Below are 20,087 nucleotides of genomic sequence, written 5' to 3' on the forward strand. Positions count from 1 at the left end.
TATCATAAGTAAGAAAAGATTTGAACCTTTGTCCGGATTATAGAAAAAGCAACCCATGTTTTTTATTAAAATCTAAGGTTTTTATCACTTTCATTGTTTATTAGAACAAATAAAAGCCAGGACTAGAAAAAAATTTCTCAAGTCCTGACTTACTATTTGAAATTAGCTTGCACGCTTAGTTACCTATAGAACCACTGGTACTTGCCACAGTATCCCCTTATCGTCTAAAATTCTTGACCATTTGCATGGCGTTTCTTCCAAATTGGGCAAAGGCAAACGTCAAGCCGCCGACACCTCCGATTACCACACAATAAATGACTGCATGCGTTTTTGATGTCATGGATAGGGAAAGACTCAAAACGAAGAAAAGAATGCAGCACAGAAGCAACATGGCCATTGTCGAACGAAACGTCTTCAAGAAGAAATGACTGATCTTTGCGAATGGCGAGATGCGGTATTCTTTTGATAAATAAAGATACCCACGAACAAACACAAAAGCAAAAGCCACTGTATTAGATAAACTCATTCCGTATCCGCCAAATAAAGCTAACCCAATCGCTTGGAATACGACTTTTAAAATAATGGCTTCCGTTGTCAGTTTGATTGCAACTAAATGATGATTCAATGATTGGAGCATCGTCGATAAAATCGTAAACAACGAGAAGAACAAGGAAGCTAGAAGCGCCATTTGGAAGTAGCCGACACTCTCTGGATCATAGCCAAAAAACAAGGTGTATAACGGTCCTGCTAATAAGGACATCCCTGCTAAAGAAGGCAAAAGGATCAATAAAGCAATCGAGAAGCTGTCCCCGACTGTTTTTTCAATCTGTAGTCGGTCTTTTTTTCCTAGTGTACTTAGGATTGGCAGACTACTGATTGCGACCGTTCCGACCATTGAAATCAAGATCAGTGTCAATTTGTTCGGATTGACTGATGCACGACTAAACAAAAATTCGAGTTGTTGGTCTGCAATTTCCGGTCTGAATAAATGTAAGAATGGTTTCATCGTCACCTGATCGATCATTTGCACGATCGTGATCACCGAACCAACATAGATGAAGGGTAAGGTTTCTCGAATGATCGAAACAGACGCAGAACGATTGTCTTTTTTGAAATAGCGACTTGAGATCCAGAAATCTTTTAAACGGAAATAATCGTTTTGCCGTCCGACAACAAACATATGACCAATAGCCGCTAGTCCACCAAAGAAAGAAGCAACAGTACTGATCAATACCGCTTGCACAATCGTGCCATCTGTCAACACACGCAAATAATACGTACCAGCTAAGATCACGATCACACGGATCACCTGTTCAATGATCAAGGAAGTACCGTAAGGGCGAAGATGATTTTTCCCTTGGAAGTAACCTCGCATCGCACTTAATACTGGGATCGCTACTAAGGAAGGACAGAGACTACGAATCGCCAAAATACCATTATCGACATTCGAGATCGGACTGATTTTCGCCAAAGCGGGAGCAAACAAATACATCAATACGGCAGATATGATCCCGATAACAAACATGATATTGATCGTACTGCGAAAAATGACCCGACAAGCCTGTTCATCTCCATTTTTCGTCGCCACCGCGACTTTTTTTGCTATCGCATTTGGAAACCCGACTGTACCTAACATCAGGAAAAGGCCATATGGTAAATAGCCCACATTATAAAGGGTTGTTGCTAACATGCCATCTTGATTGTTCCCCATCATGCTCAACCAAGGAATCAAATAAACGACACCTAAAACTTTACAGAGTAGATTGGCAAAGGTAAGCCAAAATGTCCCTTGCATCAATTTCTTATTCATATGTCAACCTCAACTATCTCTATTAGAATAAACATCTTCCCTATTATAACAAAAAAAACTTGGAGGACAACTCGTTCAGGAAAACAAAAAAATAAGCTTCCCGATTTTTTGGAGAAGCTTAAGAAATTCTATAACATTGATAATAAAAACACAGAAGCAAGTCCTGTAATGACAGACAAAGCCATTGAGCGAGTCTTATAAGCAACACCTGCGACAAATAGCATCGCAACGATTTTGATGTTCCACGCAATATCTAAATGTTCATGCGTGATAAAAACATCTTTGAAGGCTAACGCTGCAAACAAAGCAACTGGTACATATTTCATCCATTCGCTAAACCATTTAGGCACTTTTCGATGTGTAAAATAAAGCATAGGAAAAACTCGTGGAATGTAGGCAACGACAAATAAGCTGATCACCAATAACAACAAGTACCACTCAGTCATGATGTTGCACCTCCTGTTCTGGGAAATGGAACAATGGCTCATTCAAAGGTTGGGTCTCTTTGCTGGATTTCTTTTCCTTTTCCTTCTTGAAGGCTCTTTCTAATACAAAACCTGCTGAAGAAGCAATCAATGTTGCAACGATCAAACCGAAAGTGTTTTGGAAAAGTACCATGAATATGACACTGAGTATCCCAGAAAAGAGCCCTGTGAAGATGAGTAAAGCATTTTTCATTTGCATGATGAACATAAAAATAAACATAGCAGTTAAGGCAAAATGCACCAAATCCGTATCCACGCGGATCACTGATCCAAAAATATTTCCGACCATGTTGCTGATCGCCCAAGCCCCCATTGAAAACCAATTGACATATAAAGCTTTTCGCTTGTCCCAAGTGGGATCAGTGGAATACTTCAAATAGTTGACGGCATAATTTTCGTCATTCAATGATTGAGAGAACACAGCTAAAAAGAATCGCTTTTCTTTCTTCATAAAGCCTGAAAGACTCGACCCTAGCAAAATATACCGTAGTTCTAAGAAAAAAACCATCAAAAGTGTAGTTGAAAATGGCGCTTGTGTGGCTAACATAGAGGCAACTAAGAATTGTGCGCCACCAGAAAATACTAAGATAGATAATAGACCAGCTAAGAGTGGATCAAAACCAACTTGTTGCAGTAAGACTCCGCAAGCTAACCCAACTGGGATATAACTAAGGCAAAGTGGCAACGAAGCATGTAGCGAATCCTGCCAAGGCGCCCGTTTCTGTTTATTCATTAACGATATCTCCTTCAATTTACAACAAATAAATAGCGGACTAATTGTAACATAAATAAATAAAAATGTAGCCGTTTTATCGTTAAACAACATGATATTTTTCTCATTTTCAAAGGAGAACGATTAAAAAAAATAAAAATCATCGAAAAAGATAAGAGGAAATTCATTTTCCTCCTACCTTTCAGATGATTTTACACTATAAATAAACGAGTTGTTTTTTTGACATCAAACTTTTTTATAAGTAAAAAAATAACAATAGTTTCTAAATTATTTCTCGACGTTCTCTATCATATTTTCTTGTGTTTTCTTTATTTGCGAATAATTTGGATCATATTTATCTGTTTCAATGTAAATATAGATTTTTTTATCCTTTAATTGTTCACGGATCGTCCGTTCAATATCATTGATGATCATGTGTACTTGATATTCTTTACTCTCAAATAGATCGATTTTTGCCGCAACTAAAATCTCTGTCGGACTTAAATGCACCGTTTTGATATCAATGATGCGATTCACTTCATTTCGCTCAAAAGCAAATTTGATCTTTTTCAAATCTGATGTAGTCACGCTCTCGCCAATAATCAAACTATAAAATTCTTTTGCCAGAAAGATAGCAGCACCCATCAATAGAAAGCCGATCAATAGTCCACTGATGGCATCAAAAGCTGCAATCCCTGTCACCATGGTCAATCCGGTGCCGACTAAAGCAAGAACAAGACCAATTACAGCACAGAGATCTTCGGTGAAGATCACGAGGATTTCACTGTGGCGACTTTCGCGTAAAAAGCGCATGGTTGAAAGGTTTTCAGTGTTCAATTCGCGGATTTCTTTCATCGCAATCCGTAATGAACTACCTTCTACAGCTAGACCAAATAATAGAATCAGGATGACGATCCAAGGATTACCAACTTCGTGGGCGGGATGGGTAAGTTTTTCAAAAGCTTCCATCACACCTAGCGCGCCCCCACCAAAAAACAACATCATGGCAACAATCGTACTGAAAAAATACTTTGCTCGTCCTTCGCCAAATTGGTGTAATTCGCTTTGACCACGATTCGCACGTTTATCACCGACTAGTAGTAATACCTGATTGCTACAGTCAACGATACTATGGATACTTTCATTCAACATAGCGGCACTGCCACTGATGGCATAACCGATAAATTTACTAAACGCAACTAAGAGGTTGGCACCTAACGCTGCCAATACAGAAAACATTCCGCTCTTCTTCAAATTCTCCATTGCTTTTTCTTCCCTTCATTCTTAACAACATCAAAGAGTATCTAAATTAAAGATGACGGTTTGATTATTTTTTAATATCGTTTCTTTTGCGCCTACTTTTGTATTTTTACCATCCACACTGAACATCCAATATTTTTTCTCTTCGGTATTTTGGCTCTGACCATTGATCGAGGTGATAAATCCTTTGTCTTCTTCCACACTAAAGTTTTGTTCCAGCACGTCCAGTAAATTTTCTCCTGTATGGAACGTCACTTTTTTTACTAAGGTATCAACCCCATCTTCTTGCAAGGTGATAGTTGCTGTTTCATTCGTCACCATGGATAACGGTTTTGGGTCAGCTTTTTTTGTCTCATGATTTGTACAACCGGTAAAGAAAAGCAACATCGAACAGACAATGAGTAAACTGGTTCCTATCCTTTTCATTTTCCCCCTCCTAAGTATAAAAAAAGCCAAGGAGAAACCCGATTCCTTGGCTCTTTTTTCATCGATCATCTGAATGGATCATTCTGAAGCATATAAGGCATGATTGCTCTTTTTCATCAATTTTTGCGGACCATCAAAGGTACTAAAAATTCATAATTGATAAAGAAATCGATCACTGAACGATGATAGTCACCAGAAGAAATCGCTAGATCTGTCTGTGTTGTGTCTTTAAGAGAAATTTGGAGCGACTGACCTTTATCCAGCAACACCTTATAAGTCGTGTCATCCAATTTTTCCATATCATACTGCGGATTTTTCATTGTGACAATAAAAATATCATCTAATACTTCTTGCGTAGCTGGAAACTTACTTGCAATATCTAATCTTAGTGGCTTCGTATTGTCTAACAAGGTTTGATCCACCGTAAAACCTAATTTACGTGCATAGGCAAATAATTGATTCAACTTGTGATTGAAAATCGTGATCTGACTAGCCGAGAACACGCGTTCAACAGACCAATGACGAATCAATGCTAACACTCGGTCATCATCGATCTCGATCGTCATTTGTTCTGGGGATACTCGCATCAAATTGATGGATTCTACTTGGTATCGTTGGTCGATCGTTGGTAACACAAAGGAGAACAACAATTCTTTTTGTGGGGTCAAACTATAATTGATTGAAAAATATCTTGTTTCCCATACATCATATGCTTGTTTGGATAACTCCAAGCCAATATCATTCAATGGTTTTAATATCTCGTAGGCAAAGTATTCGATCAAACTTGTCTTAGCAATGGCAGAAATCGGTGTATCTTCTAACACATAGCGATGATAGGCGACCAATAACTCATTGAAATCCGCTTCGATCAAATATTTACGTAATCGTAAATCGGCCAACTCTTCTTCTGCGGCTGCAATCAAGTCAACGATGTCTTCGTGATCATTTTGTTTACCAGAAAGATATGCTTGGTTTTCATTGACCGCTTGCTCGATCGTTGAACGTTCATTATCTGTTTGATTCGTCGAGTTTGGGACGACTTTTTCTTTTTCGTGGATTTTGGCTTCTTCGCGAATTTCTTCTACTTCATTCGCCAACTCTTTGTCGGTGCTTGATGTTTCTTCTACTGGCTCGGTCGTTCCATGATTTTCAGCTGTTACTTCTTGTAGGTCTAACTCTTCTTGTTTTGTCATCACTCGTCCCCTCCCTCTTCTACTATTTCAGGGTTTTCACTGCCAAGATACGACATCAAGAAACGATGGATCGACTGTCTGAAACCTTCCATGTCACCAAAATATTTTTTGATTTGACGTTGTTCTTTTTCAACGATCGCAGCGCGTAGCTGGTCCGCTTTTTCTTCATGTAATAAGGTTTGCTTTTGTTTTTGGATTTTTTCTGGTTCTTCGATATAAGGCAACCAACCTAATTTTTCATTTTCAAGTGCTTGTTTCTTTTGTTCTAACGCTTGGATTTCTTCGTCTATTTTTTTACGATTCAAGAAACCTTTCGTATCATCTAAGTCAGTGATTTGCTGATCGATCTCTTTGATGGCCTCTTCTAAACGCTCGATCTCTGTTTTTGCAGTGATCACTTTTGCCTCTAACTCATTGATTTTTTTATCAAAATCATGGGTTTGTTGCGTCGCATAGTTCTCCCATTCTTCATCGATTTGCGGTAATACAAAGATTTCAGGTAAGCTGGCATCGATCCCAATCGTTGCTCGTTCATGAAAATAGGTGCCGATCTGGTAATAACACATCGTCGGAGAGATGGTCTCTGTATGTTTCATAAAGGGAAATTCTTGCAAGAAACGGTCATGGATCTTCCGCATCAACAGCTGATCGATCTCATGATTTTCATTTGAGCTTTTTTTAAGCTCATCGTTCAAGCGTCCATTGTATAACTGATAGATTGCGGGAATATTCTCCTCGCGGACAGCTTGTTCAAAAGCTTGCAGATCTTCTAATAATTGTGAAAGATTCATACTTGCTTTTTCTTTGATATCGTAAAACGAAGATGCTTCCTCTTGTTCGTTTTCATCATAATGTTCGTTCGTCTGTGGGTCTATCATCTTACTGGCCTCCTCTTGCTTTTGAACGCATCAATTTTCCATCAATTATTCTATGTAATCCAATAGTATCATTTTCTAAGAAAAAAGTGTTACTAAGTATGCGCTGACTTAGAACAAAAATTACTTTTACTCGTATTAATTGAAAGTTAGAAAACATAAAAGAGCGGGTCAGCGATTCCCCGCTCTTAGTTTTATTTTTTGGGTAAATCTCTTGTTGTAAAATGGATGCGTTGGTTTTCATCTCGTGTAAGTAATGTTTCTTCATTTAAGTAAGAGAACTTTAATTCATTTAGTTCACTATCTTCTAGCATATGCTCATATCCTGTAAAAATTGAGCGTATATACTGTTTGTACGCGTTTTTCTTTTTTTGTCTTTTTTTCATAGGACACCTTCCTTATCAAACCTATCATACCAATGAATGCCTTCTGAGACAAGCATGTTTCTTTTGTTTTTTCTTTGAAATTTCTTTATATACTTAATTGATAGTTGACGAAACCTTCAAAAAATGAAAAAATGCGAGAGTAGCTAAGGAGGGAAACAAGTGAAAAAAATAGGTTTTGACTCAGAAAAGTATATCGAAGAGCAATCTGCGTATATCCTTGAACGCGTTCATCATTATGATAAGTTGTATCTAGAATTTGGTGGGAAATTAGTCGATGATAAGCATGCCAAACGTGTCTTACCTGGATTTGAAGAAGATGCTAAAATCAAATTATTACAAAAGTTACGTGATCAAGCGGAGATTTTGATTTGTGTGTATGCCGGTGATATCGAGCGGAATAAGATTCGTGGTGATTATGGGATTACCTATGATATGGATATCTTACGTTTGATCGATGAATTACGAGGATATGGATTATCGATCAATAGTGTAGTAATCACCCGGTATAACGGACAGCCAGCAACTAAAGTATTTATCAACAAATTAGAGCGTCGCAATATCAAAGTCTATAAACACGCTGAAATCGAGGACTACCCGATCAACGTCGAAAAGATCGTTTCAGAAGATGGTTTCGGCAAGAACGAATACATCGAAACAACCAAACCGATCGTTGTCGTGACAGCACCAGGTCCAGGTAGCGGTAAATTAGCTACTTGCTTGAATCAACTCTATCACGAAAGCCAAAAAGGCAATGCAGCAGGTTATTCTAAATTTGAGACTTTCCCTGTTTGGAATGTTCCATTGAAACATCCCTTGAACATTGCCTATGAAGCAGCAACAGTCGATTTGAAAGATGTCAATATGATCGATTCTTTTCATTTTGATGCCTATAATAAGGTGGCAGTCAACTACAATCGTGATGTGGAGACTTTCCCAGTCATTAAACGGATCATCGAAAAAATCACTGGTAAGGAATCGGTCTACCAGTCTCCTACTGATATGGGCGTCAACCGCGTAGGCTTCGGTATCACGGATGATGAAGTCGTACAGGAAGCATCGAAACAAGAGATCATCAGACGCTATTTCCAAACGGCTTGTGACTTTAAAAAAGGTTTGACAGATGAAGATGCCGTCAATCGTATCAAATTGATCATGGAGGAAGTCGGTTTACGTCCAGAAGACCGTAAAGTCGTGACCCCTGCTCATGAGTATGCAAAAACTAGCCAAGCGGCAAGTACTGAACCGATGGCAGTGATCGCGATCGAACTTCCTGATCAAGTGATCCTTACAGGTCGGACAAGTCAATTAATGGATGCTTCGGCTGCTGTTGTCTTGAATGCGATCAAATATCTCGCCCATATCTCTGATGACATTCCGTTGTTATCGCCGCTTGTCTTGGAAACGATCCAAGGACTTAAAAGCAAGGCATTGCACTCTTCGATCGATACACTCAATCTCAATGAAGTGTTGATTGCTTTATCAATCAGTGCAGTGACTAATCCAATTGCACAAGTTGCTTATGAAAAATTAGCAGAACTTGAAGGTGCGCAAGCACATTCAACTGTGATGATCAATAAGAATGATGAACAAAACCTGAAACAATTAGGTATCGACATCACTAGTGCGCCTGTTTACCCTTCAGAAAACTTGTATTATCAATAAATAATTCTTCGATGATAGCTAAAATAGAAAAATAGAAGTTACCTCGATAAATAAGGTGGTATCCATGAAAATTGTTCCAATTTTTGTGGGTACCCTTTGTTTTTTGGAGAAGCAGCTTCTGTGTCAGACTTTCCTGTTTTAAAAATAAATAAAGTAAAGTTGTTGCTCGTCTAACAAGTCCTGATAATATACATCTTCCAAGTAAACATACGTATATGCCACAACCGCTAGATAAATCAACAATTTAGGATTCCCAGAGCGACTTCTATTCATTATAAGACACCTATCTCTCCGTTCTCTTACATGTATACGCTTTAGTCTAAAAATCTCATGAAATTTCTCTCAAAAGATTCGTATTCTTTAAAAATAACATGTAGAATTAAACGGAATTTGGTAAGGAGTGATTTTTTTGAGTCAGTTTATTGGAATAATAGGTTTACTTTTAATTTTTGGGTTGGCGGTTTTGATCAGTAGCGATCGAAAAGCCATCAAACGCAAACCATTGATCATCATGCTCGTTTTGCAATTTGCGTTTGGGTTTGTTTTACTGCGTACGACTTTTGGTACAGCGGTTGTTGCGATGCTAGCCAAGCTATTTGATCACTTATTGGCATTTGCCGGTGAAGGTGTCAATTTCGTGTTTGGGGGTGTAGCAAACGTTGGAAGTGCCCCATTCTTCTTGAATGTGTTGATGCCAATCGTCTTTATTTCTGCAATTATTGGGATTTTGCGTTACATCAAGATTCTTCCTTTATTTATGAAAGCAGTCGGTTTAGGATTGAGTAAAATCAACGGAATGGGTAAATTAGAATCTTATAATGGTGTGGCTTCAGCGATTTTAGGCCAATCAGAAGTTTTTATCTCCATCAAAAAGGAACTGCCTTTCTTAACAGAAAAGCGTCTGTTCTCGATGAGTGTTTCCGCAATGTCCACAGTTTCGATGTCCATCGTTGGTTCCTATATGGCATTGATTGATTCAAAATACGTGATCACTGCTTTAGTGTTGAATCTTTTTGGTGGGTATATTCTTGCTTCGATCGTCAATCCTTATGAGTTGGACGAAAAAGAAGATGAATTAGTGATTGAAGAAGACAAAGAACAAACATTTTTCCAAATGTTAGGCGAATATATTTTAGATGGTTTCCATGTCGCAATCACAGTGGCTGCAATGTTGATCGGTTTTGTTGCTTTGATTGCTATGATCAATGCCTTGTTCAACGGGATTTTTGGGATTACATTCCAACAGATTTTAGGGTATATTTTTGCGCCATTTGCATTTATCAGTGGGATTCCTTGGAAAGAAGCGGTTGATGCCGGTAGTATCATGGCAACAAAACTTGTGACAAATGAGTTTGTAGCAATGACTGAATTATCGACTGGGACTTTTGAATTTACAGAACGTACCACCGCTATCTTATCAGTCTTCTTAGTATCATTTGCGAACTTCTCTTCAATTGGGATCATTTCAGGGGCAATGAAAGGGTTGAATGAAGAAAAAGGTAATCTTGTAGCAAAACATGGATTGAAAATTTTGTTCACCGCTTCATTAGTCAGCTTTTTAAGCGCAATTGTTACCGGAATACTGGTGTAAAGCTATCTTTTATCTAGAGTCTTAAGTATACTGAACTTGGCTGGTTTGAACAGATGGCCTGTTTAAATTAGTTAAGTTTTTTTACTTTAAATGTCAGATTTCCACTTTTCGGTATATATTAGTTATAAACATGTCTTTGATCATGTCACTATAGAAAGGAATATTTCCTATGAATAAATGTTATGTATTTATTGGGCCTTCTGGTTCCGGAAAGACGACACTCGCTCATGCAATTTTTTCTCCACAACAAAAGATCATTACGTATACGACCCGCCCCCCACGAAAAAATGAAAAAAATCACCTTGATTACCATTTTGTTTCTCAAGAGACCTTTGAAGAAATGATCGCCCATCAGGAATTTGCCGAATGGGATCGGTACGCCGATCACTATTATGGCTCAAGTAAACAAGAGATCTCAACGAAGCTTACACAGGGTGACTGCTTCACGGTCCTTACAGCCCCAGGTTTTTGGCACTTGTATGAACAATTTGGTCGTTGTATCGTCCCTGTCTTCATCACAGTAGCAAAAGAAAAGTTGTATGAACGATTTGTATTTCGCGGCGACTCACCAGATAAAATCAGGCAACGGCTCGCTCTCTTTGAAAAAGATCAAAAAGAACTTGAAAAATTAACACTTATACCTACCTTGATCTCATTTGAAAATAATCAGACGTTAGAAATCGAAACAAAAAATTTAAAGCAAGCCATCCATGCAGCGGATCATCGCTGAACAGTTGGCTTGCTTTTAGTTTTGAGCACTTCACAATAATTTTTGATAAGCTTTTCTTTCTCCGTGTGGGAATGGAAATTCAATCATGCCACGATAATGAAAACCTGCCGAGTATATCGTTTTTTCCATTGGGTGATTAGTGGGAAACGTATCGATCCGAACGTCCTTGATTCCTTGACATGTGGCAACGGTCAATAAATGTTCTAATAATTGTTTTCCAAGTCTTTTCCCTCTTACGTTTTGATCAAGAGCAACTCGATGGATGGAAAGATACGGCTCTCTCCCCTCCCAATTTCCGGCAATTGCTGTATAGACCGGATCAATGCCTGCAACAAGCGCCGCAGTGCCAACAATGTCTTCTTCGTCAATCAAGACGAAGCTTTCCTGCCTTTCAATGTCTTCGATGATTCGTTCTTTTGATGGTTTTTGATCTCCTTGCCATTGAGGCAATCCTTGCTCAGCAAGGTATGCTGCAGCTTGATCGATGATTTGCAACACTCTCGGCAAATCATCTAATGTAGTTTTTCTAAGATACATATCTCTGCTCCTTTTATTGATCTGTGATCAATTTGTATAGCTTGTCTATTCTTGAACCACTGCGTAACCAGTCTGTCGGATGATCTAAGAGCTGACTAACTAATTCAAGATGATGTAACAATGTCCATTTCTTCAAAACTCCCAGACCAGGGAATTTTTGTTGGCGATACAAGCTGACAAGCTCAAGTAATCCTTCCGTGATATAAATTTGTTGATGGTTCCTCATCAACCAACCATACATTTTATTGGCTGCTTCCATAAATTTCAATGCTTGATCTTTTGCGGAATCATTGGTATCTGAAACGAAGTGTTTGATTCGCATATTCCCATAAGCATCGACGTATGTAATATGCAAGGCCAACGCTCGACTGGGAAATCCTTTATCGAAGTAACGACTGCCTTCGATCGTAAAATCGGAAAACCCATGATAGCCATCCATTTGAAAGAAAAGATGATCATCGCTAAAAAAATCATCATTTTTTTCTGCATAATTTTCCACATGCCGTCTCGTTTGAAATTGATCACGGACAATGATTTTATTCTCAGGCAATTGCATGCGTAAGCGACTAGAATCAGGAATGAAAAATGTCGCATTAGTTTTGTTCAAAGCTTGCCAAATCGCATTTTCTCTAGGTTGATGTTGTCCATCAAAAATAATGAATGGCGGGGGTGATTCAATCATTCTTTCATAATTGCTCGGCGTAATGATCTCTGCCTCTGCTAACGAGCTATCTTCACTGGTCACCCATGTGTGAATCGGTTGATCGAACAGTTTGAACTGACCCACTTGCGGATTATTTATGATAATCAGCGGATGATTCTTTTTTTGAAACAACTCGATAACATTTTTTAGCGTCGCCGAATCACGTACTGGCTCGATGATTGGCTGAATCTTAGTGGATAAAAGTCCACGATTCAAACTTTCCTTTAATGCAAGTAGATCGAATTGTTTGCCACGTAAATAAGGATAATACATATATTATTCACTCCAATGGTTCTGTTGGCAGACGTCGAATATGACGTTGCTGGCGCAACCAGTCCTGTTCTTGTCGCAAGGCACGATTTTCTTCTTGCAGATCATGGATTGCTTGACTTTCAATTTCTTCAATAAACCGTTCATAGTAGCGTTCTTTTGAGAAGGGATCTTGTGTTTCTGAGCGTTTTTTTAATTCTTTGTACAGCTGATCTGAAGGGAAATATTTTACTCCCCGTTCCATTTGTTTGGCCTTTCTGACTTCTCTAAACAATGAAGCCATAAAACGATTAGTCAATGCCTCTTCTGCTACACCTAACTCACGACGCATTGCTTTTTTTGCAATAATAAAAGTTCCAGGAACAGGCATTTCCTCTTCTAGTGCATACGAACGATAAACTAATACACCAATCTCTGGTGGGATCTCACTTTTGACTTCTTCATATAAGTTTTTTGGTAAAACAAAATAATTATAGTGACCGACAAAGGATAATTTAGCAGTTGAGCGAAAATCAGCTTTTGTGACTTTTAATTCATAACAGCGCCATTCTCTTGTTCCGTCAAATTTCATCAGACAACTTAAAGTATCCACGATTCCATGATCCTCAGGCATTGTCACTTCCTCGACCACGATCCCTCCCTGTTCGATACAATAATGATACAACGATGATTCCAGCTCGATCGTTAAAGGAGTTTTCATACATTTCACCTCCGAACATACTTTCGCTTTTCATTCTACCTGAAAAGCCAAGATAATCCAACTACCATTTTATTTTTTTGTATGCTACTTGTCTAACAATAAAAAAAGCAACATAGAAAAGACGAAAAATGCAGCTCAAACATCACATTTTTCGTCTTTTCAATTGCACTCGTTTTTTTATTGATCGATCGACTTAACGATAAATTCTTCTACCTGTTTGCTATTCCGTATTAAAAATCGCACGATTCATTTGTTCTGTTGATCTCTTACGCTTGCTCGATTCCTGACGGAAGATAAAACAAACCATGTTTTTCAAATAATTCACCAATCTGAAACAGTAAGTCTTCTCTTCCTCTGGCAGCCATAAACTGAATCCCTAGTGGCAATCCTTGTTCACTAACATGTGTAGGCAGACTGATTGCAGGTTGCCCAGTTAAGTTCGCTAATTGTGTATAAGGAGTGATTGTCAAGCTCTCTTCAAACATCGCTGACACGACTGCCAACCCTTCATCTGCCGATAAATGAGGGACATCAGCCATCTGCTGACGGATCAAGTCACTTTGTAAGTCAGCTGTGATTTTAGGCGCAGTATCCGCAGTGGTTGGCGAAAGAAACAAATCAAAGGACTCAAACAAGCTTTCCATTGTGACAGCTGCATGATCCCATACGTGCAATGATTGCACATAGTCTGCTGCAGAAAGTTTTTTACCATATTGCCATAATGTCCATGAGATTGGTTCTAGCTCGTTGCTTTCTATCCCCCGCTGCAACCCATTTTCGATCGACTCGATCATTGCTGCCGTTTCAGCACCATTCATTTGATAATAGGAGTTGATCAATGTACGTCCATCTAAAGGATAAGGAATCTCAACGATTTCATGTCCTGATTGTTCTAGAAACTGCTGCGCTTTTTTAATAGCGATTTGAGCTTCTTCGCTCACCTTCGAGCCGATCGGTGAATCAACACAGACAGCGATTTTCAACCGTTCCTTCACTGGATGCTGTTGCCAAAATGCTGGTGTGACTTGATAGGGCGCCCCACTACTGATTCCTTGTAGTGCTTGGAACAACGCTTTTGTATCTCTCATGGAAATCGTTAGTCCGAAATCAATTGCCGCTCCTTGCCAGCCTCGCCAAGCATTTGGACCAACCGGCATTGTTCCTCTTGATGGCTTCAAGCCGATCAAGCCAGAAAATGAGGCTGGAATACGGATCGAACCACCCCCGTCACTGGCACCTGCCATAGGAACGATCCCTGCCGCAACTGCCGCTGCAGCTCCGCCACTTGATCCTCCTGGAGAGTATGCCAAGTTCCATGGGTTTCGTGCTGGGCCATATAATTGTGGATCGGTAATATTCTTAAAGCCAAATTCAGGTGCATTCGTTTGTCCAAATGGAACCAAACCAGCTTTTTCAACTGCTTGGACATAATTCGAATTTTTAGACGCTCGGTGTTGTTCAAAAATCCGTGAACCAGAAGTTGCCAACCAGCCTTTTTTTTCTTGTCCTAGCATTTTTAAAGGAAATGGTATTCCTGCTAATAGCGAATCACTCTCCAATCGTGGTGGTTTTACATTTGATTGGAAATCAAGTGATTCAAGTGTGACAAATGCGTTGATTTCTGGATTGAGCTTTTCAATTTTTCGCTTTGTTTCTGTAAAAAGTTCTTCCGAGCTGAATTGCTTAGTTTTTAAACCATTCGCAAGATATGTTGCATCTTTCATGCTCTCCCTCCTCAGTTACGGTTATTTTCTCATATGACAGAAAAAGCAACAATGTTTACGCTTAGTCTCTTATTCTAAATAGAAAAACACTTGAAGCAGCTGAATGCTTCAAGTGTTCTACTCTAGTTATAAGAATGAAAGAGGTATTACGACATCGAGCGTAATTTCCCTCTAAATTCGTCGATTGAATGGTAGCCTTTTTCCGCCATGATCGTCTCTAATTCTTTACTGATACGTTCAAAAATAGCTACTCCCTCTTTGTGAAGTTCCGTACCGATCTGTAACATACTTGCGCCGCATAATAAATGCTCAAAAGCATCTTGTCCATTGCGGATACCGCCAGTACCGATAATTTTGATCTCTGGTTTCAGGCGGGTATAAAATGCCCGGACATTCGCTAACGCAGTAGGTTTGATATATTCGCCTCCAAGTCCACCAAAACCATCTTTTGGTTTGATGACGACTGTTTCACTCTCAGTATCGATATAAAGGCCATTTCCCACACTGTTGATCGAGTTCACATAGGCGATCGGGTACTGATTCAAGATTTCCGCCATTTGATCAAAGTGGGCGAAATCAAAATAAGGAGGAAGTTTGATTCCCAACGGTTTTGAGAACACTTGAAAGACTTCTTTCAATAAAGCTGCTGTTGCCTCGAAATCGTAAGCTAGCTGCGGTTTTCCTGGAACGTTCGGGCATGAAAGATTCAGCTCAGTGATCCCTTGGTAATCACTTTCTTCGATCAACTTCAACATTTCCAGATTTTCCTCTGCACTCATACCGGCAATCGAGAAAAACAATGGTTGTTCTTGTCCATGCTCTTTCTCGTAGGCCAATGCATAATCCAGATAATAGGAAAAACCTAAGTTTGGTAAGCCCATTGAATTGATACTCCCCAGTGGCACATCATAATAACGAGGTTCAGGGTTTCCTGCTCGCTCATTGATGGTACAGCTTTTTGTAATGAACGCCCCCGCATTCGAATGTGCAAGTTCATCTAATTCCGCTGTAGTCATGCAATGGACACCAGAAGCGTTCATCAAGGGATTTTCAAAAGAATGATTTAAGAAAGTAGTCGTTAAGCTCAAGTTATTCTCTCCTTTTAATAAAGCGTTTTTTCTAGTGTATCATTTAAGCGAACAAAATCAACAAAAATTTATCGAATGTTCGATCAATCATCGATTTCTGAAGACAATACTTCTCCTGTTTGACTATTGATTTTTACATTTGTCGTTTGGTTGCCATTTTTCACTTTAACATCCCAGTAAGTAGTTCCTAATTCTTTATCAAGGTCCCAATCTGTAGCAGTTCCAGCGCCAACTTTTTCAACCGCGATTTTCCCAGCTTCTTCGATCGAGATCAGATTGCTGACATCTAAGCCGTCTTCTGATTTTTTCTTGCCGTTTTGTTCGTCACGATCTAATTGCTCTGGATTCTCTGCCTCAAGTTTTTCGTCCATCGCATTGATTTTCACTGAATATTCGTTTTGATCATCGACACCTTCAATTTTGTAGAAGTAGCTTCCCCAATCACTATCGAGTTCTAAGCTAGTGATGGCTGCATCTGGGTATTTGTTTTGGAATAATTCAATCGCACGATCCGCAGAAACTTGAATATCAGGGTTTGCTGTTTGTGAAGAGGATGAATCCGTAGAACCAGTGGATGTGCTAGAGTCTTCTGACTTGTTCGTAGAGGTTACAGTTGTTTCTGACGACTGATTGGTCGTACTTGATGGGGAAGTTGTTTGGTTTGGCTGGCACCCCGCCAAAAGTAGTAAAGAAAATAAGCCTGTAAAAATAACTTTTGATTTCATAACAATTCTCCTTTTTATTAGGTATCTATTCTCAGTATAACGAAAAGAGTGAATACTGTCAGCCGATACCATGAAAAATCAGTCTATAGTCTGATTTTACAACTAAAAAAGAACCTGTTTTTACGTAAAAAAGTAAAAACAGGTTCTTTTCATTTAAATAAAAAAACAAATATTAGTTAGTTATTTCCGATGCATTGGGATCGAATTGTTCCCTGGATGGACTAACAAGTACTGGATCACATCGATATTGCTCGATTCAAAAGATGCGGCACAGGCTTGTAAATAAAGATCCCACATACGATAGAACCGATCACCCATCTCCTGAGTCACCTGCTCTTGAACCACATGGAAACGTTGCGTCCAATGTTGTAATGTCCATTGGTAATCACGACGTAAACTTTCTAAGTCGATCACTTGTAGATCGTTTTCCGTGATATCCTTAATCAGTTCCGTCACACCTGGTACATAACCGCCAGGGAAAATATATTTATTGATCCACGCATTCGTTGCACCACCTTGTTGTCGGCTGATTCCATGGATCAAAGCAGTTCCTTTAGGTTTCAACAAATCTTTGACTACTTTGAAATATTCAGGTAGATTTTCTGACCCTACGTGTTCGAACATCCCCACACTGGTGATATGATCGAAAGTCTCCCCTTTCAACTCACGGTAATCCATTAGAAACACACGACATTGGTCTTCTAGATGCTCTTCTTTGATTTTATTGGTGATGAAGTTGTATTGTTCTTCACTGAGAGTAATACCAGTCGCTTTGACATGATATTCTTTTGCCGCAGTAAATAGTAACGTTCCCCAGCCACAACCAATATCCAAGAGGGATTCCCCTTCTTTGATAAATAGCTTATCTAAAATATGATGGACTTTATTGATCTGTGCTTGCTCCAAACTATCTTCTGGAGTTTTGAAATAAGCACAAGAATACGTCAACGTTGAATCAAGCCATAAGCGATAAAAATCATTACCTAGGTCGTAATGAGCATGGATATCCGCTTTATTTTGTTGCTTTGTGTGTTTCTCTTTTTTTGGTAACCACTTCAGATAATCTTTGCTACGCAAGAAACTATCGGTATGACTGTATGCATCGTTGATCAATGATTGGATATTCCCTTCGATTTCAATGCGATGATCCATATAAGCTTCCCCTAAAGAAAGAGAAGCATTTTTCGTCAACTCTTTGATTGGGATCTCTTCATTGAACGTGATTTTGATTTGTGGAGGGTTATCGGTATCCCCATACTGCTTCGTCGTTCCATCCCAATACGTGACTTCTACTGGAAGTGAAAAAGAGTGCGAAAATAGTTGATGATAAATTGTTTTTTCTAACATAATGATCCTCCTAAAACAAAAATTACACTATTACGTTATACCTATTTCGTCAAAGAATCAACAGATTACAGGTAATAAATAAAAGCTTTTTGAAAATTTCAGAAACACAAAAATAAAGAATGTAAGGAGGAAGACATTTCTGCTTTCCCTCTTACATTCTTCATTTTTTGATTCGATCAGACTTGGATCGCTTTTGAATCTTTGAAGCCAGTTTTAGCGAAAATCCATAGTAACAATAAAACGGCTATGGTCGACTGGATGCCCATCATCAAGACAAAATCAAAATGGATAAAACCGACAAAACCAGCAATTATCGAACTCACACCTAGAACATTCAACATCAAATTTGCGCTCTCTTTAAAGTTTTTTATAGAAGAGAATTTGCTTTTTCTTGTTAGCCATAAAAAGAAGGCAGCGCCGAACAAAATCAAGCCAGTCATGATAAACAATAAAATACCTAACGTCAAACTGTAAGATAAAATGATCATCGGTCGATTACTCGCATAAAATTCATTCTCTAAAAACTGTTCAAACTCTTTAGGACTTGTTATTCTCATAAAATCAAATGAGGAGGGATATGACATATTGTATTCTCGTGTTTGTCCATCCTCTTCTTGACGGATCGTCCAGCTGGTCTCTTCAAAATTGATTGCGGCTCCTCTTTCTGCCATTTTTTCTGGCGTCAGTGCTGTTCCGATGATGACATCGTTTGTTACACTGATGATCTCAGAGTCAGCTGTTAAGCGACCGTTCGTAAGTTGTAGTTCACGTAAGCGTGCCACCCCTTCCTGATCGATCAACGTATTCACCGATAAGAATTGTTCCATCGGGATCGCCGAGACTTGATTCGTATAAAATAAAGTAATCGGCATGACCATAAAAGAAATTAGAAACAGAAAGATCACGATAAATTTTGGCCAAGTGAGTTGTTTTCTACCTAAAAACAACTGTTTTGGACTTCTTAAGCTTGAAAAGTAATTGAGTGGGAATTTATCCATAGCAAACGACTCCTAACCTTTGGTCCCGCCTGATGTCAGTCCGGTCACAAAGTTTTTTTGTAAAAAGAAGAACAATAAACATATTGGTACAGCAATCAAGATTGCTCCCGCCGCAAACAGAGAAACGCGTTGGTTGGTTACATCAGAAATAAAGGTTTGTAATCCAACTGCGACTGTTTGATTTTCAGGCGTACGAAGTAGGAAACGTGCCAACATGAAGTCACCAAATGGTCCCATAAATGCCCAAAGCGCTTGGACTGCGATCATTGGTTTGACTAATGGTAAGACGATTTGCAAGAAAATCCTAAAGTGTCCTGCACCATCCAATTTAGCTGATTCATCTAAATCGATTGGGACTGTATCGAAGTATCCTTTCATCAGCCAAGTGTTCATTGGGATTCCCCCACCGATATAGATCATTGTCAGGAACCAATAACGATCCAATGCACCTAATAGAAAGGCCATCACATAAAAAGCGGTCAATGCTGCCATCGTTGGTACCATCTGGATCACTAGAAAGAACATCAAACTTGATTTTCTTCCGATGAAACGATAACGACTATACGTATAACCAGCAAGTGTCACAACAGTTACTTGAATGACCATCGTTAAAACAGAAATGATCAACGTATTTTTATACCACGTGCCATACAAGGTTTCATTGAATAAGCGAGAAAAATTATTTAAGGTCCAATCACCGGAGAAATCCAAACTAAAAGCAGCAATATTCCCTGGTTTGAAAGCAGTACTAGCTGTGATCAATAACGGATAGATGATAATGATCGACAATAGGATCAAAAACACATAAGTAAAGAAATGCGAAAGTCTCCGTTGGAACTTAGCACTTGTACTAAATTTTTTCATG

The 20,087-nt window shown here is 38.9% G+C and carries 21 protein-coding genes; 3 read left to right on the forward strand and 18 right to left on the reverse strand.

Annotated features, from left to right (window positions below; genetic code table 11):
- Positions 1-217: 217 nt before the first annotated feature.
- From IGJ14_RS06795 to IGJ14_RS06830, 8 genes are all read right to left on the reverse strand, one after another.
- The gene (locus tag IGJ14_RS06795) at positions 218-1,810 is read right to left on the reverse strand and encodes a polysaccharide biosynthesis protein (RefSeq protein ID WP_019723211.1); all 1,593 of its coding nucleotides are present in this window, start codon (positions 1,808-1,810) and stop codon (positions 218-220) included.
- 128 nt (positions 1,811-1,938) lie between these two features.
- The gene (locus IGJ14_RS06800; RefSeq protein WP_019723212.1) at positions 1,939-2,256 is read right to left on the reverse strand and encodes an AzlD domain-containing protein; all 318 of its coding nucleotides are present in this window, start codon (positions 2,254-2,256) and stop codon (positions 1,939-1,941) included.
- The gene (locus IGJ14_RS06805; protein WP_019723213.1) at positions 2,249-3,028 is read right to left on the reverse strand and encodes an AzlC family ABC transporter permease; all 780 of its coding nucleotides are present in this window, start codon (positions 3,026-3,028) and stop codon (positions 2,249-2,251) included. The genes IGJ14_RS06800 and IGJ14_RS06805 overlap by 8 nt, the downstream gene beginning before the upstream one ends.
- Positions 3,029-3,295: 267 nt before the next feature.
- Positions 3,296-4,270, reverse strand: coding sequence for a cation diffusion facilitator family transporter (locus tag IGJ14_RS06810; protein WP_019723214.1), 975 nt, complete (start codon positions 4,268-4,270; stop codon positions 3,296-3,298).
- A 30-nt stretch (positions 4,271-4,300) separates the two neighbouring features.
- Positions 4,301-4,693, reverse strand: a complete 393-nt coding sequence (locus IGJ14_RS06815) for a DUF4430 domain-containing protein (RefSeq protein ID WP_019723215.1) — start codon at positions 4,691-4,693, stop codon at positions 4,301-4,303.
- A gap of 116 nt (positions 4,694-4,809) precedes the next feature.
- On the reverse strand, positions 4,810-5,886 hold the full coding sequence (locus tag IGJ14_RS06820; RefSeq protein ID WP_019723216.1) for a hypothetical protein: 1,077 nt from the start codon (positions 5,884-5,886) through the stop codon (positions 4,810-4,812).
- Entirely contained in the window at positions 5,886-6,764 is an 879-nt protein-coding gene (locus tag IGJ14_RS06825; RefSeq protein ID WP_019723217.1) for a hypothetical protein, read from the reverse strand. The genes IGJ14_RS06820 and IGJ14_RS06825 overlap by 1 nt, the downstream gene beginning before the upstream one ends.
- A gap of 191 nt (positions 6,765-6,955) precedes the next feature.
- Entirely contained in the window at positions 6,956-7,147 is a 192-nt protein-coding gene (locus IGJ14_RS06830; protein ID WP_010735437.1) for a hypothetical protein, read from the reverse strand.
- Positions 7,148-7,306: 159 nt separating this feature from the next.
- Between IGJ14_RS06830 and IGJ14_RS06835 the strand changes: the two genes are divergently transcribed.
- The gene (locus IGJ14_RS06835) at positions 7,307-8,809 is read left to right on the forward strand and encodes a DUF1846 domain-containing protein (RefSeq protein ID WP_010735436.1); all 1,503 of its coding nucleotides are present in this window, start codon (positions 7,307-7,309) and stop codon (positions 8,807-8,809) included.
- 138 nt (positions 8,810-8,947) lie between these two features.
- On the opposite strand, the gene IGJ14_RS06840 is transcribed toward IGJ14_RS06835, so the two are convergent.
- Positions 8,948-9,082, reverse strand: a complete 135-nt coding sequence (locus tag IGJ14_RS06840) for a hypothetical protein (RefSeq protein WP_019724499.1) — start codon at positions 9,080-9,082, stop codon at positions 8,948-8,950.
- 136 nt (positions 9,083-9,218) lie between these two features.
- Between IGJ14_RS06840 and IGJ14_RS06845 the strand changes: the two genes are divergently transcribed.
- Entirely contained in the window at positions 9,219-10,400 is a 1,182-nt protein-coding gene (locus IGJ14_RS06845; protein WP_065095829.1) for a NupC/NupG family nucleoside CNT transporter, read from the forward strand.
- Positions 10,401-10,569: 169 nt separating this feature from the next.
- Entirely contained in the window at positions 10,570-11,130 is a 561-nt protein-coding gene (locus IGJ14_RS06850) for a guanylate kinase (protein WP_195339277.1), read from the forward strand.
- A gap of 30 nt (positions 11,131-11,160) precedes the next feature.
- Here IGJ14_RS06850 and IGJ14_RS06855 read toward each other — a convergent pair whose 3' ends face one another.
- From IGJ14_RS06855 to IGJ14_RS06895, 9 genes are all read right to left on the reverse strand, one after another.
- The gene (locus IGJ14_RS06855; protein ID WP_195339278.1) at positions 11,161-11,667 is read right to left on the reverse strand and encodes a GNAT family N-acetyltransferase; all 507 of its coding nucleotides are present in this window, start codon (positions 11,665-11,667) and stop codon (positions 11,161-11,163) included.
- 13 nt (positions 11,668-11,680) lie between these two features.
- Positions 11,681-12,643: a sce7725 family protein gene (locus IGJ14_RS06860; protein ID WP_065095832.1), complete on the reverse strand. Its 963-nt coding sequence runs from the start codon at positions 12,641-12,643 to the stop codon at positions 11,681-11,683.
- Positions 12,644-12,650: 7 nt separating this feature from the next.
- A complete protein-coding gene (locus IGJ14_RS06865; RefSeq protein WP_066025015.1) occupies positions 12,651-13,340 on the reverse strand; it encodes a hypothetical protein in 690 nt (229 codons plus the stop codon).
- 266 nt (positions 13,341-13,606) lie between these two features.
- A complete protein-coding gene (locus IGJ14_RS06870; RefSeq protein ID WP_195339279.1) occupies positions 13,607-15,064 on the reverse strand; it encodes an amidase in 1,458 nt (485 codons plus the stop codon).
- Between the two features lie 146 nt (positions 15,065-15,210).
- Positions 15,211-16,152, reverse strand: coding sequence for a dihydroorotate oxidase (locus IGJ14_RS06875; protein WP_195339280.1), 942 nt, complete (start codon positions 16,150-16,152; stop codon positions 15,211-15,213).
- Positions 16,153-16,235: 83 nt separating this feature from the next.
- Positions 16,236-16,877 (reverse strand): PepSY domain-containing protein, encoded by a 642-nt coding sequence (locus IGJ14_RS06880; RefSeq protein ID WP_430608443.1) that lies wholly within the window; start codon positions 16,875-16,877, stop codon positions 16,236-16,238.
- Between the two features lie 180 nt (positions 16,878-17,057).
- Complete coding sequence (locus tag IGJ14_RS06885; protein WP_195339282.1) at positions 17,058-18,224, reverse strand: SAM-dependent methyltransferase; 1,167 nt, start codon at positions 18,222-18,224, stop codon at positions 17,058-17,060.
- A gap of 176 nt (positions 18,225-18,400) precedes the next feature.
- A complete protein-coding gene (locus tag IGJ14_RS06890) occupies positions 18,401-19,222 on the reverse strand; it encodes a maltodextrose utilization protein MalA (protein ID WP_195339283.1) in 822 nt (273 codons plus the stop codon).
- Between the two features lie 12 nt (positions 19,223-19,234).
- Entirely contained in the window at positions 19,235-20,086 is an 852-nt protein-coding gene (locus IGJ14_RS06895) for a sugar ABC transporter permease (RefSeq protein WP_010735425.1), read from the reverse strand.
- Position 20,087 lies beyond the last annotated feature (1 nt).

Origin of the sequence: Enterococcus sp. DIV1304_2 (genome assembly GCF_050555445.1) — a bacterium.
Classification (GTDB): Bacteria; Bacillota; Bacilli; order Lactobacillales; family Enterococcaceae; genus Enterococcus_B; species Enterococcus_B pernyi.